Genomic DNA, 21903 nt, shown 5'->3' with positions numbered 1-21903 from the left:
GTTACGTCGGGTCGAGGTTGTGGCTGCGCAGCCACGGCAGCGGGTCGATCGCCGAGCCGCCGCCGGGGCGCACCTCGAAGTGCAGGTGCGGTCCCGTGGAGTTGCCGGAGTTTCCGGAGAAGGCGATGGGGTCGCCCGCCTTGACGGGGCCGCTGGAGACCTTGTGCGTGGAGAGGTGGCAGTACCACGTCTCCGTGCCGTCCTTGGCGGTCACGATCGCCATGTTGCCGTAGGCGCTGTTCCACTTCGTGGAGACGACGCCGTCGGTGGCGGCGAGCACCTCGGTGCCGTACGACACCGGGAAGTCGATCCCGGAGTGCGCGGACATCCAGTTGACGCCCGCCTGCCCGTAGTACGCGCTCAGACCGTGCTGCTTGACCGGCAGTGCGAACTTGGGTCGCAGACGCTCCTTGCGCGCGGCTTCCTCTATCGCCTTCTTCTCGGCGGCGACCTTCTCCGCCTTGAGGTCGATGCGCTCCTGGGTGCGGCTCGCGCGGTCGGCGAAGTCACCAGCGTCCGCCGAGAGGTTCGCCAGCTGCGTGTCGAGCTTGTTGTTGGCGGCGGAAGGCTGCACCGACGTGGGGTCCGGGGCCGATGCCGCCTGCGTCTCCTTGCCCTCGTCGCCGCCGAAGCTGCCCACGGAGGCGGCGGCGATACCGGCCACGCCCATCACACAGGCGGACGGCACGGCGACGGTGAAGAGGGCGGAACGCTTGGAGGGGGTGCGGCGGCGGGTCCGCGAGCGGGAGCCGTGCGAGCGGTCCATGACCGGCGGCTCGTCGGCACCGGCGGAGCCGTGATGGCTCGGCTCGACCGGACCGAGTGAATCGGCGGGAGCCGCGTCGGGCGTGAACTCGTGCTCAGCGGGAGTCGGTTGGGCGTAGGCCTCGGGAGTCTGTGCCTCGGGGGCCTGCGCCGGGGAGGAGTAGGAATCGGGGGCGTAGGACCCGGTGTCGTAAGGCGAATGCTCGTACGTTTCGGGCGCCTCGTACGTGTCGGGCGCTCCGGGCGTGTCCTGGGCCTCGTACGTTCCGTGGGCCTCTTGCGTCCCGAGTGTCCCGTGGTCCTCCGGGATGCCGTACGCCTCGTGGGTCCCGGTGGCCCCGAACGTCATGTCCTGGCCGCCGGAGTTCCACGCGGTCGCGTCGTACGCGCCGGTGTCGAAGGCCTGTGTCTCCCACTGGCCGGTCTGCTGCGGCTGATTCCAGGCGCTCGCGTCCCACTGCCCGGTGATATCGGGACCGGCCTGCGCCGGGATGTCGGCGGAGACGTGCTGATAGCCGCCGGTCGACCACATGCCGGTGGTGTCGTAACCGCCGGTCTCGTACCCGCTGGTGTCGTACGCGGCTTGGTGCTGCGCGGCGTACGGGTCGTAGTTCAGCGTCTGTTGCGTCCCCGTCGTCGCCCACTGGCCGGTGTCGTACGAACTGCCGGGCATGTCGCCGAAGAGCGGGTCGGACGCGAAGCTTCCGGTGTCGGGACCGGCCGTCGCATAGCTGCCTGTGGTGTCGAAGCTTCCGGTGGAGTAGCCGTCGTAACCCGTATAGGCGCCGTGCTGAGTGCCCTGCTGGTCGTACGCCGCGTAGGGCGCGTAGTCGGCGGGTGCCGAGGCCGGGGGTGTTGAGCTCCCCGACGGGTGACGGTCGTTCACCAACTTCTCTTTCGCCTCGGCAGCAGGGGCAGAGCAGTGCGGTGACTGTACCCGGCGGTACGCGGGCGCGACAATCTTCGGCTGGTTTCGCGCTCTCAGGAAACGGGCATTCGGCCGTCTTTCGGGGGACTGTGGGCACAGCTTTGGCCCTGCGTTCGAGATCCGTTCGACAAAATTCCCGCATCGCGGGGTGCGTGAGCTGCTCGGAGCTGTCCCTCAGGCCACGGTCAGTCCGTTCTCGACGCCCGTCGCAGGGGTACCCGGATCAGGCCGATCGAGGGCCTGGCGGATTCCGGCGGCGACCGCGGGGTGCACGGGCAGGGCGAGATGGCCGATACCGGAGACACGTACGTTCTGCGCGTTCAGGTCGGGATGGTTGACGCAGGCCGTTTCGAGGGGGGCCATCAGCTGGTCCAGGTCGCTCCAGAAGCTCACGAAGCGGGTCCGGCAGTCCGGCGCGGGCTCGCGCAGCTCCTCGATCACGTCCGAGCCGGGGCGCATCTGGCGCACGATCGGGTGCGCGTCGGCCAGCGGCACGACCCGCGTGCCCTCGTGCGGGGTACCGAGGGTGACCAGCGTGCGGACGCGGGCGTCGCCGCCGAGGCGCTGTGCGTAATAGCGGGCTATCAGGCCGCCGAGGCTGTGCCCGACGATGTCCACCTGGTGGTGGCCGGTGCGTTCGCAGATCTCCTCTATATGGCGGCCGAGCAACTCCGCGGCGGTGCGGATGTCGCACGTGAGGGGGGAGTAGTTCAGGGACTCCACGCGCTGGCCGCCGTGCTGGGCCAGGGAGCGGCGCAGCAGGACGAAGACCGAGCGGTTGTCGATGAAGCCGTGCAGCAGGACGACCGGCGGCCGGCTCTCCGCGGGGAGCCGAGGGGCGTCGGGCGGCGGCAGTTCGGCGGCGATCCGGCGTTCCTGGACGATGCCCGAGGGGTAGAGAAGGAGGTGGCCGGCGAGGATCGCCACCTCGAGGGCGGTCGCTTTCAGCAGAGCCATGGAGAGCCCCGCCAGTCTGGCGGGCAGCAGAAGGCAGGGCGGGCGAAAGGGCAGGACCCTCGTAATGGTCATGGTCGACCTCCCGGTCGGCACGGGAGGGGACGACTCTGTCCCCCGTGTGCCCGTAGTGGGGAGGCGTGGCAGAGGTCGTACGGCGGAGCGTGGTCAGCGCCGGTGGCGCCCTGCATGCCGGCGCGATCGCCGATGTGCCGCGTCACCACGGCGCGCGGCTGGTGGCGCGGTGGCGCGGCGACCTCGTTGCGGCTCCCCTTGCGCCGTCCCGGAAACGGTCCGTGGACCGCTGAATACGGGGATGGCGCGCAGCGAACGTGTCCCATCGTGTGATTTCCCCCTCGCTCTCCACCGTGAAACTGCCGGGTGCGAGATGCTGGAGATAACGTTCGTTCACTTCCCCTGCCGATGCGGCACGGGGTGCCAGTGCTTGGACAGATGGATATCGGTACATGGAGGCAGTGATGGGTGTGGCAGCCGGTCCGATCCGCGTGGTGGTGGCCAAACCGGGTCTCGACGGTCATGATCGCGGCGCGAAGGTGATCGCGAGGGCACTGCGTGACGCGGGGATGGAGGTCATCTACACCGGCCTGCATCAGACGCCCGAGCAGGTGGTGGACACCGCGATCCAGGAGGACGCCGACGCGATCGGTCTCTCCATCCTCTCCGGCGCCCACAACACACTTTTCGCCCGCGTGATCGAGCTCCTCAAGGAGCGCGACGCGGAGGACATCAAGGTCTTTGGCGGCGGCATCATCCCCGAGGCGGACATCGCGCCGCTCAAGGAGAAGGGCGTCGCGGAGATCTTCACTCCCGGGGCGACGACGGCATCGATCGTGGACTGGGTCCGGGCGAACGTCCGTCAGCCGGCGGGCGCTTGACGGACGCCGCGTTCCGGTGGGGGCGTCCGGCCTCCTTGGCTCCGGGGCGGTGGCAGTGGCAGTGGCGTCAGGCTGCCTTGTTCGCTTCGGGGCGGTGGCGTTGGGCCTTTCCCGCTCCAAGGCGATGGTGTCCGGCCTGACCGCCCGCTCCAGGGCGGTGTCCGCTCGTCGGCTTCGAGCCGCGGTGGGGGCTGCTGACCGCCTTCGCCTCATGGCCGGGGCGTCGGTGGGGCCGCCGGTGGAACTGCCGATGGCGGCAGCCCGGCGCCTCAGCTCCTCAATGGGGTTGCCTAAGATGACGGCACCCCCGGACCTTCCGGCGCCACACCCGGTTCCCCCGGGCCCGCGCCCAACTCCGCCCGCATCGCCGCGCGTAGACGCAACGTACTGACCAGCCGCTGGAAGGCTTCTGACCAGTAGCCGCCCGCGCCGGGGGACGCGTCCTCCGGTTCGTCCGGTATCGCGGTCAGCAGGTCGAGACGGACCGCCTCCGCCGGGTCAAGGCAGCGCTCCGCCAGGCCCATCACTCCGCTGAAACTCCAGGGGTAACTCCCGGCGTCCCGCGCGATGTTCAGCGCGTCCACCACCGCCCGGCCCAGCGGTTCCGACCAGGGCAGCGCGCACACGCCGAGCAACTGGAACGCCTCCGAGAGGCCGTGCGTCGCGATGAACCCCGCGACCCAGTCGGCCCGCTCCACGGCAGGCAGCGCGGCGAGGAGCTTCGCGCGCTCGGCGAGCGACGCCGCGCCGGGCCCCGCCGCATCGGGGGACGAGGGGGATCCGAGCAGCGCCCGGGACCAGACCGCGTCGCGCTGGCGCACCGCCGCGCGGCACCACGCGGCGTGCAGCTCGCTCTGCCAGTCGTCGGCCACGGGCAGCGCCACGATCTCGACGGGGGTCCGGCCGCCGAGCCGCTGCGTCCAGGTGCCGAGCGGGGCGGCCTCCACCAACTGACCCAGCCACCAGGAACGCGCGCCCCGACCGGCGGGCGGCTTCGGGGTGACGCCGTCGCGCTCCATACCGGCGTCGCACTCGTGCGGCGCCTCGACCGTGAGCGTCGGCATGCTCTTCGTGCCCTGCGCGTGGTCGATGGCCACGCACGAGGCCGCGCGGTCCGCCATCCGAGCGGCGAGGGCGGATGAAGGCAGCGCGGAGAGGAGCTCGGCCGCCGTGGCGCGGACGTTGCGGCTGCGGTCGGTGAGGGCCTGCTCCAGGAACGGCTCGTCGGCGTCGGACAGTTGGGTGCGCAGGGAATCGAGGAACATCAGGCGGTCCTCGGCCCGCTCCGTGCTCCAGGTGGCGGCGAGCAGGTCCCGCGCGGCGGCCGGGTCATGGGCCCGCACCGCGCCGAGCAGTGCGACGCGTTCGGCGAACAGGCCCTCCTCCCAGAGCTGGTGGACCTGCGCGGTCTCCTCCGGTGCGGGCAGGGCCACCCCGCCGCCCGGAGTGGAGCGGAGCGCGAACTTCCAGTCCGGGTTGAGTCGCGCGAGCCACAGGGCGCGCGGGCCCGCGAAGGCGAGTGCCTGCGGCCGCAGGTCGGTGCGCCCGCGGGCCGCGTTCAGGAGGGCCGGAAGCAGCTCGGGCGGCGCCGCGAAGCCCCGGTCGTTGGCCAACGCCAGCCATTGGGGCAGCAGTTCCATCAGGTCGGGCACCGCGCCCCGGCGTCCGCCGCTGCCCGCGCCGGGGTGGTCGGTGAGCAGCGTGGCGAGCCTCTGCCGTGCCGCGGGCGGCACCAGGGGCCTGGGATCGTCGGCGACAGGTCCGGGAGGTGTCGCGGCGGGCGCGGGGCACAGACCGGCTCTGCGCCGGACGGTCTGCACGGCCGCCGCGTCCAGCAGGGCGGTCGGTGCGTCCTTTTCCTGGGTGCGTACGGGTGGCGTGCGGCGGTCGGTGCCGAGGAGCGCGGCGGTGACCAGGTCTTCCCAGGGGGTGACGGTTGCTTCAGTGAGTGCGGTGGCTGCGGTCGCTTCAGTGACTGCGGTGGCTGCGGTGGTGGCGGTCATGTCGACTCCTCTCTCGGGCGGATCTTCCGAGGGGCCCTTGGGTCCTTGGACCCTTGGAAGATCCCTCGGTCCTTCGTCTGGATCCGCCGTCCTGCACTGGCTCCGTCGGAGAACCCCGCGGTGCGCGTTGTGGTGCTCTGGTCGTGGTGAGCTCAGCGGGCGTTGCGGTGCTGCGGTGTCCCGGTGGACTCCGCGGTGCACCGCGCGAACCCGGATCCGCTTCGCGAACGCATCAGTTCTCGCGGGGCACGGGCGGTGCGACGGCGGTGAGGCGTGGTGGTCAGCACAGGGCCACCGCCTCTCCCCCTCCGCGCGGCCAGGCCGTCAGAGGGGTGAAGCCCTCGTGCCCACACTCGCCGAAGACCGTCACCGGAGCGCCTCCGGAGAGTGCCGCCAGGCGCCACAGGCCCGCTCGGGCCGCCGCGGAAGGGGTGATGGGCAGGGCCATGTCGCCGTCCGCGTCCGCCAGTTGCCAGCTGTCGGAGGCCGGGTCCGGGTGAGGGGTCGGTATCACTTCGCTCAGCGTCACCGGCCAGGAATCCAGCCAGGGGTCGTCCCGCAGCACCTCTCCGTAGCGACGCGCGGCCTGGTCCGTCCGTACGCCCGACGGCCGGACCGCCACCGGTACGGGAGCGCTGAACTGTTCGCCCAGGTCGGCCCGCAGCTGCCCCGCACCCGGATACGCGGTCAGCTCGGCGTCGAGCGCGAGGCCGACCGGCAGTGCGAGCGCGGGTGCGCGGCCCGCGGCTCCGTACGACAGGAGCAGGGTCGTCCGTCCCGACTCCACGCCGTACAGCCATATCCGGCGGGTGGTGAGCTTGCTGTCCGCCGTGTCGTACTGCGCGAGCACCAGCCAGCGGTCCCGCACCGGCCGGCCCTCCGCCGACGTGGGCAGGCCTATGCGGGCGCGGACCGTGGCCGCCAGGGCCTCCGGCAGCCGCTCGCGGTGCAGCCAGCCCTGGCCGAGGAGGTGGAGGAGCGCGCACTCCTCCAGCATCCGCACCGGCCAGCCTGGCCCGGAGGACGGAATGGCACCCAACTCCCGCACGCGCGCGGCGAGCCCGGGTGCCTGCGCGTCCACCATGCGGGCCGCCGTCTCCTCCCACAGCCCGTACCCCGACTGTTCGGCGGAGGCCATGCCGCCCCGCAGCAGATCGGAGAGGCGCTGCTCCAGCTCCGTCACCCCCGCCGTGACCCGCTCGGCCCGCCGCTCCGCCCTGCGGCGCGCGGCCTCGGGGTCAGCGGGGGTCGCCGAGCCCTGAGCCGCGTCCGAAGTCCGCTTCGTCTCCGCTCTTTTGCGACGCCCCGCCAGCCACTCCTGCGCCCAGGCCGGTGGCTGTGCGTCCGGTGCCGAATCGTCCGGGGCCGAATCGCCCGGCACTGGACCGAAGGGCTCCTCGCCACCCGCCCAGAGCAGCAGCAGTCCGAGCGCGTGCTTGCACGGGAACTTGCGGCTCGGGCAACTGCACTTGTACGCCGGGCCCGCCGCGCCCGTGACGTCCGCGATGTCGACGACCGTCTGATACGGCTTGCTGCCACTTCCCTTGCACAGTCCCCACACCGTCCCCTCGCCCGAACTGCCTGCCTCCGACCATGGGCCGGCGACGCCGAGTTTGCTCCCCGCTTTGCGTGACGGGGCATCAGGCGCCAAGGCAAGGACCTGATCCGCCGTCCAGCGCACCCCCTGCTGAGTCATGTCTTCGACGGTAGGTCCCACCACTGACAATCGATCTCGAATTCGATGTCTGTGCAGGTCAGTGGGGTGCGAGGGTCGATTGTCAGTGGCGTGGTGCACGGTTGGAATCACATCCGGGCCAGATGTGCCCGGACGAGTTGGAGGGGGATCGCTCCATGACCGTGTCCATCGACTCGACGACCTCGACGGTGACCTCGACGACGACCGCGACGGCGACCTCGGCGACAGGTGAGGCGGAGGTGCTGCGTCCGCACGCCGAGCACGCTTTCGCCGCCGAACTGGCCGCGCTCGCCGTGCAGGACGACCGGCCCCGGCCTGCCCGCTGGCGGCTCTCGCCGTGGGCGGTCGCGACGTATCTGCTCGGTGGGACGTTGCCCGACGGGACGGTGATCTCGCCGAAGTACGTGGGGCCGCGCCGCATCGTCGAGGTCGCCGTCACCACCCTCGCCACGGACCGCGCCCTGCTCCTGCTCGGCGTGCCCGGCACCGCGAAGACCTGGGTGTCCGAGCATCTGGCGGCTGCCGTGAGCGGGGACTCGACGCTGCTCGTGCAGGGCACGGCAGGGACGCCGGAGGAAGCGATCCGGTACGGCTGGAACTACGCGCAGCTGCTCGCGCACGGCCCCAGCCGCGACGCGCTCGTGCCCAGCCCCGTCATGCGGGCCATGTCCGACGGCATGACGGCGCGGATCGAGGAGCTGACCCGCATCCCCGCCGACGTACAGGACACGCTGATCACGATCCTGTCGGAAAAGAACCTGCCCATACCGGAGTTGGGACAGGAGGTGCAGGCGGTCCGCGGCTTCAATCTGATCGCCACGGCCAACAACCGCGACCGCGGGGTCAACGACCTGTCGAGCGCGCTGCGCCGCCGCTTCAACACCGTGGTCCTTCCCTTGCCGGAGAGCGCCGACGCCGAGGTCGACATCGTCTCGCGCCGCGTCGATCAGATCGGGCGCTCGCTCGATCTGCCCGCCGGGCCGGAGGGGATCGACGAGATACGCCGTGTTGTCACCGTCTTCCGCGAGTTGCGGGACGGGGTCACGGCCGACGGCCGTACGAAGGTGAAGTCGCCGAGCGGCACGCTCTCGACGGCCGAGGCGATCTCCGTCGTGACCAACGGCCTCGCGCTGGCAGCCCACTTCGGGGACGGCGTACTGAGGCCGGGTGACGTCGCCGCGGGCATCCTCGGCGCGGTCGTCCGCGATCCGGCCGCGGACCGGGTGATCTGGCAGGAGTACCTGGAGGCGGTGGTCCGTGAGCGGGACGGCTGGAAGGACTTCTACCGCGCGTGCCGTGAGGTGAGCGTGTGATGGGCGTGGCCATGACGGGTGCGGGTGCGGGGGCGGGTGTGGTTGTGACGGTGGCTGGTTCGTGGGAGAAGGGGAGGGGCGGACATGAGCGACGAGGTGCGGGGAGCGACTCGGGCTGGCGAGGGGCCGTTGCTGCTCGGAGTGCGGCATCACGGGCCTGGGTCCGCGCGTGCGGTGCGGGCAGCGCTTGAGGAAGGCGCGCCGCGTGTGGTCCTGATCGAGGGGCCGCCGGAGGCCGACGCGCTGGTGGCGCTCGCGGCGGACGAGGGGATGCGGCCGCCAGTCGCGCTCCTTGCGCACGTCGTGGACGAACCGGGCAGGTCGGCGTTCTGGCCGCTGGCCGAGTTCTCGCCGGAGTGGGTGGCGATCAAATGGGCCGCCGGGGCCGGGGTTCCCGTCCGGTTCATGGACCTTCCGGCGGCGCATTCGCTGGCGCGGGCGGAGGGGACGGAGGAGGCGCCGGAGGGGGAGCCCGGCGACCCCGGAGCTTCGGGGGACGCGGACGCGGTGCGGATCGATCCTCTTGCGGTGCTCGCGGAGACCGCCGGGTACGACGACCCCGAGCGGTGGTGGGAGGACGTCGTCGAGCACCGGGGCGGGGGCGGTGACGTGTTCGCGCCGTTCGAAGCCCTCGGAGAGGCCATGGGGGTGCTGCGCGAGGAGTACGGGACCGGAGGGCACGACCGTGACCTGGTGCGCGAGGCGTACATGCGGATCCAGGTGCGGGCGGCGCAGCGGGAGTTCGGAGCGGACGGCGTCGCGGTCGTGTGCGGGGCCTGGCATGTGCCCGCGCTGCGGCAGAAGGTGACCGTGGCGGCCGACCGGGCGCTGCTCAAGGGGCTGCCCAAGGTGAAGGTCGACATGACCTGGGTGCCCTGGACGCACCGGCGGCTCTCGCGGGCGAGTGGATACGGGGCGGGTATCGCCTCGCCCGGGTGGTACGGGCATCTGTTCGGCGCGCCCGACCGCCCCGTCGAGCGCTGGCTGACCAAGGTCGCGCGGCTTTTTCGGGACGAGGACAGGCTCGTGTCGTCCGCGCATGTCATCGAGGCGGTACGGCTCGCGGAGACGCTCGCTGTGATGCGGGGGCGTCCGCTGCCGGGACTCACCGAGACGATGGACGCGATCCGGGCGGTGATGTGCGAGGGCTCCGACGTGCCGCTCTCCCTCGTGCACGACAAGCTCGTCGTCGGGGACGTGCTCGGGGAGGTGCCGGACTCCGCGCCGGCGGTGCCGTTGCAGCGCGATCTCACGCGGCTCCAGCGGAAGCTCCGGCTCAAACCGGAGGCTTTCGAGAGGGAGTTGGAGCTCGATCTGCGCAAGGAGACGGACGCGGCTCGCAGCAGGCTGCTGCATCGGCTCCGGCTGCTCGGGATCGGCTGGGGCGAGCCCGTGGCGTCGCGGGGGAGCACGGGTACGTTCCGGGAGACCTGGCGACTGCGGTGGGAGCCGGAGCTCTCCGTGCGGGTGGCGGAGGCGGGGGTGTGGGGGACGACCGTGGTGTCGGCGGCCACCGCTCGGGCGGAGTCCGATGCCGTCGGGGCGAGCGCGCTGGCCGATGTCACCGCGCTGGCCGAGCGGTGTCTGCTGGCCGAGTTGCCGCAGGCGTTGCCGGTGGTGATGCGGGTTCTGGCGGACCGGGCGGCGCTGGATGCGGACGTCGGGCATCTGGCGCAGGCGTTGCCCGCGTTGGTGCGGTCGCTTCGGTACGGGGATGTGCGGGGCACGGACACCGCCGCGCTCGGCGAGGTGGCCGGGGGGCTTGCCGAGCGGGTGTTCGTCGGGCTGCCTCCAGCGTGTGCGGGGCTCGACCAGGATGCGGCGCTGGAGATGCGGGGGCATGTGGACGCGGTTCACCAGGCGGTGGGCTTACTGGGGGAGTTGGGCGATGGACGTACGCCTGCCTCTTCGTCTGCCTCTGCCTCTGCGCCTGTGCCTGTGCCTGAGTCTGCGTCTACCCCTGCCTCCGCCTCCGCCGCTGCTTCGGCGTCCGCGTCTTCGGGGGCGGGGGCTGGGGCGGCTCGTATGCGGGAGCGGTGGTTCTCCGTGTTGAAGGTGTTGGGGGAGCGGGACAGCGTTGCCGGGGTGGTGCGGGGGCGGTGTGTGCGGATCCTGACGGACGGCGGGGAGTTGGCCGATGGGGAGGCCGCTCGATTCATGGGGTTGGCCCTGTCCCGGGGGACCGAACCCGCTGAAGCAGCCGCCTGGGTCGAGGGGTTCGTGGGCGGTGGGTCCGGGGGCGGCATGTTGCTCGTGCACGACGAGCGGCTGCTCGGGCTTGTCGACGACTGGTTGAGCGGGGTCCCTGACCGAGCCTTCACTGACGTGCTGCCTCTGCTGCGGCGCACCTTCTCGGCGTACGAACCGGGAGTGCGGCGGACTCTGGGCGAGCTGGTGAGACGAGGGCCGGCGGCGGGCGGAGGCGGCTTGGGCGTTGCCGGTGGGATACCTGGCTTCGGGGCGGAGCTTGACGCCGAGCGCGCGGATGCCGTTCTGCCGGTGCTGAGTCTGTTGCTCGGGGCCGGGGCCGGGGCCGGGGCCGGGGTCAGAGGCGGGGGCGGGTCCGAGCCCGGGGCCGGGGCTTGGGCCGGGCTCGGTGAGGGTGACGGTGACGAGCTTGTGGGGGTGGGCTGATGACGCAGGACATGACTGAGGGAGTGGATCTGGGAGTGGCTCTGGGAGCCGGTGTTCGAGCAGGGGCAGCAGCCGCAGCTCAGGGGGGAACAGGTCATGGCGGGGCCGGGGCCAGGGCCGGGGCCGGGGGAGTGGTGCAGGGGGTGGCCCCGGATGTGGCCCCGGATGTGGCGTCTGGGCCGGTTCTGGATCCCGCGGAGGAGCGGCTGCGGAGGTGGCGGCTTGTGCTTGGTGGGGGTGCGGCGGATGGCACGGGGTGTGAGCTCGTCGGGCGGGACGCGGCGATGGACGGGGCGCTCGGTGCGTTGTACGGGGGAGGGGACGGGGGGAAGAAGGACCGGGGGCGGGACCGTTCGGCGGGGCTCGGGGCATCCGCGCCGTCCGTGTCGCGCTGGCTCGGGGACATCCGGACGTACTTCCCCTCGTCCGTCGTCCAGGTCATGCAGCGCGACGCCATCGAGCGGCTCGGCCTCTCCACGCTGCTCCTGGAGCCGGAGATGCTGGAGGCCGTGGAGGCCGACGTGCATCTGGTGGGGACGCTCCTCTCCCTCAACAAGGCCATGCCGGAGACGACCAAGGAGACCGCGCGGGCCGTCGTGCGCAAGGTCGTCGAGGACCTGGAGAAGCGGCTCGCCACGCGCACCCGCGCCACCCTCACCGGCGCGCTCGACCGCAGCGCCCGCGTCAGCAGGCCGCGCCACCACGACATCGACTGGAACCGCACGATCGCGGTCAACCTCAAGAACTACCTGCCGGAGTACAAGACGATCGTGCCCGAGCGGCTCATCGGGTACGGGCGGGCATCGCAGTCCGTGAAGAAGGAGGTCATCCTCTGCATCGACCAGTCGGGCTCGATGGCGGCGTCCGTCGTCTACGCCTCGGTGTTCGGTGCCGTGCTCGGGTCGATGCGGTCGCTCAACACGCGGCTCGTCGTCTTCGACACGAATGTCGTCGACCTCACCGATCAGCTCGACGACCCGGTGGATGTCCTGTTCGGCACGCAGCTGGGAGGCGGGACCGACATCAACCGGGCGCTCGCGTACTGCCAGTCGCAGATCACCCGGCCAGCCGACACCATCGTCGTGCTCATCAGTGACCTCTACGAAGGGGGCATACGCAACGAGATGCTGAAGCGGGTCGCGGCGATGAAGGCGTCCGGGGTCCAGTTCGTGACGTTGCTCGCGCTCTCCGACGAGGGCACGCCCGCGTACGACCGAGAGCACGCGGCGGCGCTCTCGGCGCTGGACGCACCGGCCTTCGCATGCACCCCGGACCTCTTCCCCGAGGTGATGGCAGCGGCGATCGAGAAGCGCCCACTTCCCATACCGGACACGAATCCACACCGGATATGAATCCACATCGGACACGAATCCACCCCGGACACGAATCCACACGGGATATGAGTGCGCATCGGTAACGGCGTCACAGGAGCAAATGGGAGCAAACGGAAGCAGGCGAAGTGGTCCCTGTCACCACAGGGGCCGCCCTCCCTGCACCCGGATCCGCGATCTGTGACAGTCATCACCGCCCAAATGTGATCTGCGATTTAGGGACCTACGGCCCACGGCGATAACCTGCGAGACGGACATGCCGCGTACCGGACTCCGTCCTACGCCTCCCTTGTGACAGCGCAGTCACGTTGCCCTCCGCGGCACGCCCACGCAGACAGCTGACCACAAAGCAGCGAGATCGCAGCGAGATCACGGAAAAGGGACGGACGCGCGTGGACCTGTTCGAGTACCAGGCGAGGGACCTCTTCGCCAAGCACGGTGTACCGGTGCTGGCCGGTGAAGTCATCGACACGCCTGAGGCGGCGCGCGAGGCCACCGAGAAGCTGGGCGGCAAGTCGGTCGTCAAGGCACAGGTGAAGGTCGGTGGCCGCGGCAAGGCCGGCGGCGTGAAGCTGGCCGCCAACCCGGACGAGGCCGTCGCTCGCGCGACGGACATTCTCGGGATGGACATCAAGGGCCACACGGTCCACAAGGTGATGATCGCCGAGCTGTCCCCGGAGATCGAGGCGGAGTACTACGTCTCGTACCTCCTCGACCGCACCAACCGCACCTTCCTCGCCATGGCGTCGGTGCAGGGCGGCATGGACATCGAGGAGGTCGCGGAGAAGACTCCCGAGGCCCTCGCGAAGGTCCCGGTCAACGCCGTGGACGGCGTGGACATCGAGAAGGCCCGCGAGATCGTGGCCCAGGCGAAGTTCCCGGCCGAGGTGGCCGAGGGTGTCGCCGAGGCCATGGTGACCCTGTGGGACACCTTCGTCGCCGAGGACGCGCTCCTCGTCGAGGTCAACCCGCTGGTGAAGACCAAGGACGGCCGCATCCTGGCCCTTGACGGCAAGGTCTCGCTCGACGAGAACGCCGACTTCCGCCAGGCCGACCACGAGGCCCTCGAGGACAAGGAAGCAGCCAACCCGCTCGAGGCTGCCGCCAAGGCCAAGAACCTCAACTACGTCAAGCTCGACGGCGAGGTCGGCATCATCGGCAACGGCGCGGGTCTCGTCATGAGCACCCTCGACGTCGTCGCGTACGCCGGTGAGGCGCACAACAACGTCAAGCCGGCCAACTTCCTCGACATCGGTGGCGGCGCTTCGGCCGAGGTCATGGCGAACGGCCTGGAGATCATCCTCGGCGACCCGGACGTCAAGTCCGTCTTCGTCAACGTCTTCGGTGGCATCACCGCGTGCGACGAGGTCGCCAACGGCATCGTCCAGGCGCTGGAGCTCCTCAAGTCCAAGGGCGAGGAAGTCACCAAGCCGCTGGTCGTCCGTCTCGACGGCAACAACGCGGAGCTGGGTCGCAAGATCCTGTCGGACGCCAACCACCCGCTCGTACAGCGCGTGGACACCATGGACGGCGCGGCCGACAAGGCCGCCGAGCTCGCGGCTGCGAAGTAAGGGACCAGGTCAGAACACCATGGCTATCTTCCTGACCAAGGACAGCAAGGTCATCGTCCAGGGCATGACCGGTGCCACGGGCATGAAGCACACCAAGCTCATGCTGGGCGACGGCACGAACATCGTCGGTGGCGTGAACCCGCGCAAGGCCGGCACGTCCGTCGACTTCGACGGCACCGAGGTACCGGTCTTCGGCTCCGTCGCCGAGGCGATGGAGAAGACGGGCGCCAACGTCTCCGTCCTCTTCGTGCCGCCGGCCTTCTCCAAGGCCGCCGTCGTCGAGGCGATCGACGCCGAGATCCCCCTCGCGGTCGTCATCACCGAGGGCATCGCCGTCCACGACTCCGCCGCCTTCTGGGCGTACGCGAAGTCGAAGGGCAACAAGACCCGCATCATCGGCCCGAACTGCCCCGGTCTCATCACCCCGGGCCAGTCGAACGCCGGCATCATCCCGGGCGACATCACGAAGCCGGGCCGTATCGGCCTGGTCTCGAAGTCCGGCACGCTGACGTACCAGATGATGTACGAGCTCCGTGACATCGGCTTCTCCTCGGCCGTCGGCATCGGTGGCGACCCCGTCATCGGCACGACGCACATCGACGCCCTCGAGGCGTTCGAGGCCGACCCCGAGACCGACCTGATCGTCATGATCGGCGAGATCGGCGGCGACGCCGAGGAGCGTGCGGCGGACTACATCAAGGCCAACGTGACGAAGCCGGTCGTCGGCTACGTCGCCGGTTTCACGGCGCCCGAGGGCAAGACCATGGGCCACGCCGGCGCCATCGTCTCCGGCTCCTCCGGTACCGCGCAGGCCAAGAAGGAGGCCCTCGAGGCCGCGGGCGTCAAGGTCGGCAAGACGCCGACCGAGACGGCCAAGCTCGCGCGGGCGATTCTGGCCGGCTGAAGCTTGACCTAGCTGTTCAAGGTGGGCCCGCATCTCTTGTGTGAGATGCGGGCCCACCTTTTTGTCTGAAGCTGTTTGTCTGAAGCTGAAGGGGCGCTCGTCATCTCGGCAGCGGCGTCAGTCTCTCCGGGCCGTTCGACAGGTCCTCGCGGAGCTTCTTGTGGAGGATCTGGTCCGCGTACGTGAGGTGGCCCGGGCCCATCCTGGGCGGTACGCCGCTGATGGCCTTTCCGGGGGACTGGGGTGGCTCGTAGTGCGTGGGGGCCGTTCTGAGGGTGAGCGCCGTCGCGCCGACGATCAGGGCGGTGAAGGCGATCGCCGCCCGGGTCCAGAAGCGGGCGCGGTGTTCGCTCCCGGTGCGCACCCGGCCCGCGTTCGGGGACCGCAGCTTCTCCGCCCCGCACAGTTCGCCGAGACGCTGGTGCAGGGCGTCGGGTGTCGCCGCCAGTTCGGGGAGCCGCTCGGTGATCGTCTCGCGGGCGCGCAGCAGCCGGCCGGCCGCCGCGGGAGTACTCGCCTCCGTCTCGGCTGCGGTCTCGGGCAGGTCGAGCCCGACGCCGTCGTAGAGCAGCAGGGTGCGGCGCTGCGCGGGCGGCAGGCTCATCAGTACGTTGAGGAACGCGCGGTCGTCCAGTGCGGCGGGCGGGGCGTCCGGGTGCCGGTGGGAGGGGCGCAGGCGGTGCCAGGGGGACATCGCGTACTCGTACGCCGCCGCGCGCACCCAGCCCGCGGGGTCGCGGTCGACGGCGACCTCGGGCCAGCGCTGCCAGGCGAGCTGGAAGGCGCGCTCCACGGATTCCTGGGCGAGGGTGCGGCGGCCGGTGAGCAGGTAGGTCTGGCGTACGAGGCCGGGGGCGCAGGTCGAGCAGAGCGCGTCGAAGGCTTCGGCGGGGGTTGCCCCGGCGAAGGACTCCGGCGCCCCCGACGCCTCCACGGTCTCCGGCCCGGGCCCAGGTTTCGGTCCCAGCCTCAGCGCCGTCCCCGACCCTGACCCCGTCCCCGTCCCCGGTTCGACAGTCGTCGTCACCCGCACCACCGGAGGCTCGGGCCGCGTGTGGCCGTTTATCGCGGCGCCCACCGGGATCCGAGCGGGAGACTTGCCGCCCTTGGTGTCCTCGACCGGCGGCTGCGGCAGGTTCTGCGCCCAGCTGGTGCGCCGCGCCGAGCGCTTGCCCCGCTTGCCCGCGACGGTCTGTTCGTTCGCGAGTTCGGCGAGCAGCCTCGTGTAGACCTCACGCCTGCGGCCGCGCGGCGCCGAGCGGCCCGACTCCCAGGAGCGGACCGTCTCCCGGGTGACGCCCACCCGGGCCGCGATCTCGGTCTGGCTCAGGGACTTCGCCTCGCGCAGGCGCCGCCGTTCCTTGGGGGACGGCAACGGTGTGGCATGGCTCTGGGTCATGTCGGACTCTCCGCGCCGTGGGCCGTGGGCCTTCGTGCGGCGGGTAGCCGGGCGTGACTGATCCGTCGTACGAAAAAGTACATAAACATATCTTGAGCGACACATCCGGTATTCGCCTGTTACGAGGAGAAAGCGCGTGTCGTTGGGAGCATGGCGACGTGACTCATATCACCGACCGCAGCTCACCGTTGCCGCCCCTCAAGCCGCTGATCGAGCGGGTGCGCGACCGTCGGCCCGGCCTTGCGACGTGCCTGTTCGGAGGGGCCGTGGCGGCCGGGCTCGGGCTCGGCTCGATCGCCGTCCTGGTGATGGTCCTCTGGATCAGCTCGCCCTACCCGGACAGCGGGCCCAGCGGGGCGCTGCATGTCGCCGCCGCGGTCTGGCTCATCGCCCACGGCACGGAGCTGATCAGGACCGACACGCTCTCCGGGGCGTCGGCGCCGCTCGGCGTCACGCCCTTGCTCCTGATGGTGCTTCCGGGCTGGCTGGCGTACCGGGCGGCGCGGGTCGCGGCGGATCCGCAGGAGCGGGGGATGGCGCCGCGGACCGCGTGGTGCGGGGTGGTCGGGGGCTATCTGCTGATCGGCGCCGCCGCGACGCTGTACGCGGCCGGGGGCGAGCTGCGGCCGTCGTGGCCGAGCGCGGCCCTGCACATGCCGGTGCTCGTGGGCGGCGCGGCGGCGGTGGGGGTCTGGGCGGCGCTCGAACGGCCCGGGAGCCCTTTGCCGGGCGTGGTGCGGGCGGGCCTTCGTGCGCTGCCCGCGCGGGTACGTCCCTTCTTCGTACGTCCCTACATCCGCGCCGTCACGAGGGCCGCGGCGGCCGGGGCGCTGGTCCTTGTCGGCGGCGGAGCGCTCCTTGTCGCGGCGTCCCTCGTCCTGCACGGCGGTCTTGCGAAGGCGTCGTTCGCGCAGCTCACGGACGTGTGGTCGGGCCGCTTCGCGGTGCTGCTGCTCGCCATGGCGCTGGTGCCGAACGCGGCGGTGTGGGGCGCCGCGTACAGCCTCGGCCCGGGGTTCGCGCTCGGCACGGGGAGTGTGGCGGGGCCGCTCGCCGTGAGCGCGGGGCCGATGCTGCCGGCGTTCCCGTTGCTCGCCGCGGTGCCGGGGGACGGGCCGGGGTCGCCTTTGACGTGGGCGGCGGGAGCGGTGCCTGTGGGGGCGGGCATCGCGGTGGCCTGGTTCACGGCGGGGGCGGCGGCGCCTGCCTCCGGGGAGCGCGACGGGGCGTGGTCACGGGGGCGGACGGCGCTGGTCGCGGTGGCGGCGGCGGCGCTGTGCGGGGCGGTCATGGCGGGGCTCGCGGCGCTGGCGGGCGGTCCGATGGGCGTGGCCGTCCTGGCCGAGTTCGGGCCGGTGTGGTGGCAGACGGGGGCGGCGGCGCTGGGGTGGACGGCGGCGGTGGGGGTGCCGTTCGCCCTGCTGGGACGGGCCTGGCGCTTGCGGACACGCCGGACCGCGTCGCACCGGACCGCGTCACGCGGGACTGCACCGGGCGAGGCCGCACCACGCGAGGCGACATCACGCGACACCACGCCACGCGAGGCGACATCACGCGAATCCACGCCACGCGAAACCACACCACGCGAGACCGCGCCTGACGAAACCACGCCTGCCGAGACCGCCCCGCGCCGGACCTGGCTCAGGCTGCCCAAGCTGCCGAGACCACGCATCCCGCAGCTGCATGTCCCGCAGCTGCATGTCCCGCAACTGCATGTCCCGCAACTGCGCGTCCCCCGCCTACGCCTGCCCCGCCTACGCGCTCCCCGCCTACGCCTCCCCCAGCTCTCCCGCCGCCAGAGCCCGCCGCCTCCGGAGCCGCCGACTCCGGCCTCGGAGCCGTTCGAGCCGTACGACTTCCTGCCGCGTACACCGGCGGTGGACACGGCGGACTGGGGCATGGCGGACTGGCACGACGACGCGGCCCGCGAGGCCCGCTGGGCGGCGCTGAGGGACGCGAGCAAAGAGGAGCGCCCGCCGACGCCTTGAGAGGGGCGGGGTGGGACGGAGCCCAAGGCCCCGCCACCCCACCCCAACCCAACGTCAGTCCTGCTCGCCCAGCAGTGGCCGCAGCTGCTTCGGCAGAAGGTCGTTGCACTCCTGCTGCGACTGGCTCGTGAGCGCGTCGGTGGCGCACGTGTAGTAGTCGCTGTACACCAGCTGCGCCGCGAACGTCGCCGCCACCATCGCCAGGGCGAGCGACGCCGTCACCAGGCCGCTGATCGCCGCCGTCCTCTGCGGCTTGGAGCTCGTGAGGTCGGCCGCGGGCTGCTGTGCGGCGGGCGCCGTCGGGTCCGGCTGCTTCGGCTTGGCCCGCAGCGCGCTGATGCCCCAGTTCAGCGCGAGCGCGCCCAGGAGCAGGGCGACGGACCGCCAGCCGAAGAGCGCGAAGAAGAACGCCCACATGCCGGAGAGCAGGGCGTACCGTGCGCGGCGCTGGGCCGGGTCGGTCGGGTCCCAGCGCATGCCGCTGCCGGATCCGGAGCCGGAAGGACCACCGTCGGGACCCTGGCCCCCGCCCTGCTGGCCGGGCCGCTCGCCGAAGCCGCCGCCCTGGGAGCGCCCGGGCTGCCGGTCGCTCCACTGGCTGCCCCAGGGGGAGTGGCCCTGGTCGTCGGAGCCTTCGCCGCCATTGCCGGGGCGGGGCCGCCACGGCTTGTCCGGCGTCCCCTCCGGCGGCGGCGCGAAGGGATTGTCGTCCTTCTTCCCGGAGCTGCCCGAGCCGGAGGAGGAGCCAGAGGAGGAGCCAGAGGAGTCGGAGGAGCCGGAGGAGTCGGAACTCCCGGAGCCCTGGGAGTCCTGCGGCGGGGACGACGGGCGGCCGTCGCGCAGCAGCGTCGAGCCGCGCTCCCCTCCATGCGTCAACCCGAACGCGAAGGACAGCGGGAGGCGGAGGCTACGGTCCGGCATCAGGTGTGCGTCTTCCCCTTGGTCGAGCGAACTTTGGTCGAGCGAACTTCTGAACGGAATCCCGAACGGAGTCCCGAACGGTCCCGAGCGGAATCCCGAACGGTCCCGAGCGGAATCCCGAGCGGAGTCCCGAACGGTGTTCTGGACGGTAGGACGTCATGTGACGTCTTGGTGCAGACGCTACCTTCCGGCCGCGCCCCCGTCCCGTGAGGGGCCGCACCGTGTGCCGGTATCGTTGCTGACGGTCGGCGGCTTCGTAGAGTTCCCCTATCGCGGGAGATGAAGCTTTCGTACGACCGTACAAAGACGCACCTCCCGAGAAAGGGCCCCGCTGTGGCCAAGAGCCCTGTGGCCAAGCGCCTCGTCGTGCTGGTCTCCGGATCAGGTACGAATCTGCAGGCTCTGCTCGACAAGATCGCGACGGACGGGGCGGCGGGGTACGGCGCCGAGATCGTCGCGGTCGGCGCCGACCGCGACGGCATCGTCGGCCTTGAGCGTGCCGAGAGCGCCGGGATTCCCACCTTCGTCTGCCGGGTGAAGGACCACGCGACGCGTGACGAGTGGGACGCGGCGCTGGCCGAGGCCACCGCCTCGTACGAGCCCGATCTGGTCGTGTCGGCCGGGTTCATGAAGATCGTGGGGAAGCGATTCCTCGCACGGTTCGGCGGCCGGTTCGTCAATACGCACCCCGCCCTGCTGCCCAGCTTCCCGGGGGCCCACGGTGTGCGCGACGCGCTCGCGTACGGCGCGAAGGTCACGGGATGCACCGTCCACTTCGTCGACGACGGCGTCGACACCGGTCCGGTCATCGCCCAGGGCGTGGTCCCGGTCGGGGATGAGGACGACGAGAGCGCTCTGCACGAGCGCATCAAGGAAGTCGAGCGAAGGCTGCTCGTCGATGTCGTGGGGCGTCTGGCCCGTAACGGCTACCGCATTGAGGGACGAAAGGTACTTATCCCGTGACCGCCGAAGGTACGCACGGTTCGCAGCGCCCCATCAAGCGCGCGCTCATCAGCGTCTATGACAAGACCGGGCTCGAGGAGCTCGCGCGCGGGCTGCACGAGGCCGGCGTCGAGCTCGTCTCGACCGGTTCGACCGCCGCGAAGATCGCCGCCGCCGGGGTGCCCGTCACCAAGGTCGAGGAGCTGACCGGCTTCCCCGAGTGCCTGGACGGCCGGGTCAAGACGCTGCACCCGCGCGTGCACGCCGGGATCCTCGCCGACCTGCGCCTGGAGGACCACCAGCGCCAGCTCGCCGACCTCGGCATCGAGCCGTTCCAGCTGGTCGTCGTGAACCTCTACCCCTTCAAGGCGACCGTCGCGTCGGGCGCGACGCCCGACGAGTGCGTGGAGCAGATCGACATCGGCGGCCCCTCGATGGTCCGCGCCGCCGCCAAGAACCACCCCTCGGTGTCGGTCATCACGAGCCCCGCCCGGTACGCCGACGTGCTCGCCGCCGTCCGTACCGGCGGTTTCGACCTGACCGCACGCAAGCGCCTGGCCGCCGAAGCGTTCCGCCACACCGCCGAGTACGACCTCGCGGTCGCCTCGTGGTTCGCGGACGCCCGCGGCGGAGCCGCTGATGAGCACAGCGCGGCGGACGACAGCTCGGCCTTCCCCGAGTTCATCGGCAGCGCGTACGCGCGCAAGAACGTCCTGCGCTACGGCGAGAACCCGCACCAGGGCGCCGCCCTCTACGTCGACGGCAATGGAGGCCTCGCCGAGGCCGAGCAGCTGCACGGCAAGGAGATGTCGTACAACAACTACACGGACACGGACGCCGCGCGCCGTGCCGCGTACGACCACGACGACCCCTGCGTCGCGATCATCAAGCACGCCAACCCCTGCGGCATCGCGATCGGCGCGAACGTCGCCGAGGCGCACCGCAAGGCGCACGCCTGCGACCCGCTCTCCGCGTTCGGCGGCGTGATCGCCGTCAACCGCCCGGTCTCCAAGGAGATGGCCGAGCAGGTCGCCGACATCTTCACCGAGGTCATCGTCGCGCCCGAGTACGAGGACGGCGCTCTCGAAGTCCTCACGAAGAAGAAGAACATCCGTGTCCTGCGCGCCCACGCGGCCCCGTCCCACACGGTCGAGGTCAAGCAGATCGACGGCGGCGCGCTCCTCCAGGTCACCGACCGCCTCCAGGCCGACGGCGACGACCCCGCCAACTGGACGCTCGCCACGGGTGAGGCCCTGAACGCGGGCGAGCTCGCCGAACTCGCCTTCGCCTGGAAGGCGTCGCGCGCGGTGAAGTCCAACGCGATCCTGCTCGCCAAGGACGGCGCCTCGGTCGGCGTCGGCATGGGGCAGGTCAACCGCGTCGACTCCGCGAAGCTCGCGGTCGAGCGGGCGGGCGAGGAGCGGGCGCGCGGCGCGTACGCCGCCTCTGACGCGTTCTTCCCGTTCCCCGACGGCCTGGAGATTCTCACGGCCGCGGGCGTCAAGGCCGTGGTGCAGCCGGGCGGTTCGGTCCGTGACGAGCTGGTCGTCGAGGCCGCGAAGAAGGCGGGCGTGACGATGTACTTCACGGGTACGCGGCACTTCTTCCACTGAGCCGCCGAGCGGCGTCCGGCGCGCATACGACGGTGGCCGCGCCCT

Annotated in this window: 16 protein-coding genes; 10 read left to right on the top strand and 6 right to left on the bottom strand. The window is 71.4% G+C overall.

All coding sequences use genetic code 11. The annotated features are described in order from the left end of the window. Position 1: 1 nt before the first annotated feature. Together ACZ5CR_RS37160 and ACZ5CR_RS37155 are read right to left on the bottom strand one after the other, a co-directional pair. The gene (locus ACZ5CR_RS37160; RefSeq protein ID WP_468866029.1) at positions 2-1651 is read right to left on the bottom strand and encodes a M23 family metallopeptidase; all 1650 of its coding nucleotides are present in this window, start codon (positions 1649-1651) and stop codon (positions 2-4) included. A 216-nt stretch (positions 1652-1867) separates the two neighbouring features. Further along, the gene (locus ACZ5CR_RS37155) at positions 1868-2722 is read right to left on the bottom strand and encodes a lipase family alpha/beta hydrolase (protein ID WP_468866027.1); all 855 of its coding nucleotides are present in this window, start codon (positions 2720-2722) and stop codon (positions 1868-1870) included. 65 nt (positions 2723-2787) lie between these two features. On the opposite strand from ACZ5CR_RS37155, the gene ACZ5CR_RS37150 reads away from it, so the two are divergent. Together ACZ5CR_RS37150 and ACZ5CR_RS37145 are read left to right on the top strand one after the other, a co-directional pair. Then, positions 2788-2955, top strand: coding sequence for a hypothetical protein (locus ACZ5CR_RS37150; protein ID WP_468866025.1), 168 nt, complete (start codon positions 2788-2790; stop codon positions 2953-2955). Positions 2956-3126: 171 nt separating this feature from the next. After that, positions 3127-3543 carry a cobalamin B12-binding domain-containing protein gene (locus tag ACZ5CR_RS37145; RefSeq protein WP_160506729.1) on the top strand — a complete coding sequence of 139 codons (417 nt, stop codon included), beginning with the start codon at positions 3127-3129 and terminating at the stop codon, positions 3541-3543. Between the two features lie 290 nt (positions 3544-3833). Here the strand turns inward: ACZ5CR_RS37145 and ACZ5CR_RS37140 are convergent, their stop codons facing one another. Both ACZ5CR_RS37140 and ACZ5CR_RS37135 read right to left on the bottom strand, forming a co-directional pair. Further along, a complete protein-coding gene (locus tag ACZ5CR_RS37140; RefSeq protein WP_468865943.1) occupies positions 3834-5546 on the bottom strand; it encodes a DUF5691 domain-containing protein in 1713 nt (570 codons plus the stop codon). A 280-nt stretch (positions 5547-5826) separates the two neighbouring features. Continuing rightward, positions 5827-7242 carry an SWIM zinc finger family protein gene (locus ACZ5CR_RS37135; RefSeq protein WP_468865940.1) on the bottom strand — a complete coding sequence of 472 codons (1416 nt, stop codon included), beginning with the start codon at positions 7240-7242 and terminating at the stop codon, positions 5827-5829. Between the two features lie 155 nt (positions 7243-7397). Between ACZ5CR_RS37135 and ACZ5CR_RS37130 the strand changes: the two genes are divergently transcribed. The 5 genes from ACZ5CR_RS37130 to sucD all read left to right on the top strand — a co-directional run bounded on the left by ACZ5CR_RS37130 (position 7398) and on the right by sucD (position 14995). After that, positions 7398-8555 carry an ATP-binding protein gene (locus ACZ5CR_RS37130; protein ID WP_468865938.1) on the top strand — a complete coding sequence of 386 codons (1158 nt, stop codon included), beginning with the start codon at positions 7398-7400 and terminating at the stop codon, positions 8553-8555. An 84-nt stretch (positions 8556-8639) separates the two neighbouring features. Then, on the top strand, positions 8640-11189 hold the full coding sequence (locus tag ACZ5CR_RS37125; protein WP_468865936.1) for a DUF5682 family protein: 2550 nt from the start codon (positions 8640-8642) through the stop codon (positions 11187-11189). A 143-nt stretch (positions 11190-11332) separates the two neighbouring features. Then, on the top strand, positions 11333-12541 hold the full coding sequence (locus ACZ5CR_RS37120) for a vWA domain-containing protein (protein WP_468865933.1): 1209 nt from the start codon (positions 11333-11335) through the stop codon (positions 12539-12541). 371 nt (positions 12542-12912) lie between these two features. Then, complete coding sequence (sucC, locus tag ACZ5CR_RS37115) at positions 12913-14091, top strand: ADP-forming succinate--CoA ligase subunit beta (RefSeq protein WP_468865931.1); 1179 nt, start codon at positions 12913-12915, stop codon at positions 14089-14091. A 19-nt stretch (positions 14092-14110) separates the two neighbouring features. Then, on the top strand, positions 14111-14995 hold the full coding sequence (gene sucD / locus ACZ5CR_RS37110) for a succinate--CoA ligase subunit alpha (RefSeq protein WP_389904221.1): 885 nt from the start codon (positions 14111-14113) through the stop codon (positions 14993-14995). A 100-nt stretch (positions 14996-15095) separates the two neighbouring features. Here the strand turns inward: sucD and ACZ5CR_RS37105 are convergent, their stop codons facing one another. Next, complete coding sequence (locus tag ACZ5CR_RS37105) at positions 15096-16394, bottom strand: helix-turn-helix domain-containing protein (protein ID WP_468865927.1); 1299 nt, start codon at positions 16392-16394, stop codon at positions 15096-15098. A 158-nt stretch (positions 16395-16552) separates the two neighbouring features. Between ACZ5CR_RS37105 and ACZ5CR_RS37100 the strand changes: the two genes are divergently transcribed. Then, entirely contained in the window at positions 16553-18382 is a 1830-nt protein-coding gene (locus tag ACZ5CR_RS37100) for a cell division protein PerM (RefSeq protein ID WP_468865925.1), read from the top strand. Positions 18383-18436: 54 nt separating this feature from the next. Here ACZ5CR_RS37100 and ACZ5CR_RS37095 read toward each other — a convergent pair whose 3' ends face one another. Next, complete coding sequence (locus ACZ5CR_RS37095; RefSeq protein ID WP_468865923.1) at positions 18437-19303, bottom strand: hypothetical protein; 867 nt, start codon at positions 19301-19303, stop codon at positions 18437-18439. Between the two features lie 333 nt (positions 19304-19636). Here ACZ5CR_RS37095 and purN point away from each other — a divergent pair, with 333 nt between their 5' ends. Both purN and purH read left to right on the top strand, forming a co-directional pair. Then, positions 19637-20266: a phosphoribosylglycinamide formyltransferase gene (gene purN, locus ACZ5CR_RS37090; protein WP_453536543.1), complete on the top strand. Its 630-nt coding sequence runs from the start codon at positions 19637-19639 to the stop codon at positions 20264-20266. Beyond that, positions 20263-21858 (top strand): bifunctional phosphoribosylaminoimidazolecarboxamide formyltransferase/IMP cyclohydrolase, encoded by a 1596-nt coding sequence (gene purH / locus ACZ5CR_RS37085; RefSeq protein ID WP_468865921.1) that lies wholly within the window; start codon positions 20263-20265, stop codon positions 21856-21858. The genes purN and purH overlap by 4 nt, the downstream gene beginning before the upstream one ends. The last annotated feature ends 45 nt before the right edge of the window (positions 21859-21903 follow it).

The organism is Streptomyces sp. NPDC031274 (assembly GCF_055570235.1).
Note: the sequence above shows the minus strand (reverse complement) of the source record. Positions and strands in the feature narration are given on the sequence as shown.

Excerpts from the sequence above, each read along its gene's own strand:
- ACZ5CR_RS37155 (WP_468866027.1), bottom strand. The coding sequence starts at position 2,722 with ATGACCATTACGAGGGTCCTGCCCTTTCGCCCGCCCTGCCTTCTGCTG.
- ACZ5CR_RS37145 (WP_160506729.1), top strand. The coding sequence starts at position 3,127 with ATGGGTGTGGCAGCCGGTCCGATCCGCGTGGTGGTGGCCAAACCGGGT.
- ACZ5CR_RS37140 (WP_468865943.1), bottom strand. The coding sequence starts at position 5,546 with ATGACCGCCACCACCGCAGCCACCGCAGTCACTGAAGCGACCGCAGCC.
- ACZ5CR_RS37135 (WP_468865940.1), bottom strand. The coding sequence starts at position 7,242 with ATGACTCAGCAGGGGGTGCGCTGGACGGCGGATCAGGTCCTTGCCTTG.
- ACZ5CR_RS37130 (WP_468865938.1), top strand. The coding sequence starts at position 7,398 with ATGACCGTGTCCATCGACTCGACGACCTCGACGGTGACCTCGACGACG.
- ACZ5CR_RS37125 (WP_468865936.1), top strand. The coding sequence starts at position 8,640 with ATGAGCGACGAGGTGCGGGGAGCGACTCGGGCTGGCGAGGGGCCGTTG.
- sucD (WP_389904221.1), top strand. The coding sequence starts at position 14,111 with ATGGCTATCTTCCTGACCAAGGACAGCAAGGTCATCGTCCAGGGCATG.
- ACZ5CR_RS37105 (WP_468865927.1), bottom strand. The coding sequence starts at position 16,394 with ATGACCCAGAGCCATGCCACACCGTTGCCGTCCCCCAAGGAACGGCGG.
- ACZ5CR_RS37095 (WP_468865923.1), bottom strand. The coding sequence starts at position 19,303 with ATGCCGGACCGTAGCCTCCGCCTCCCGCTGTCCTTCGCGTTCGGGTTG.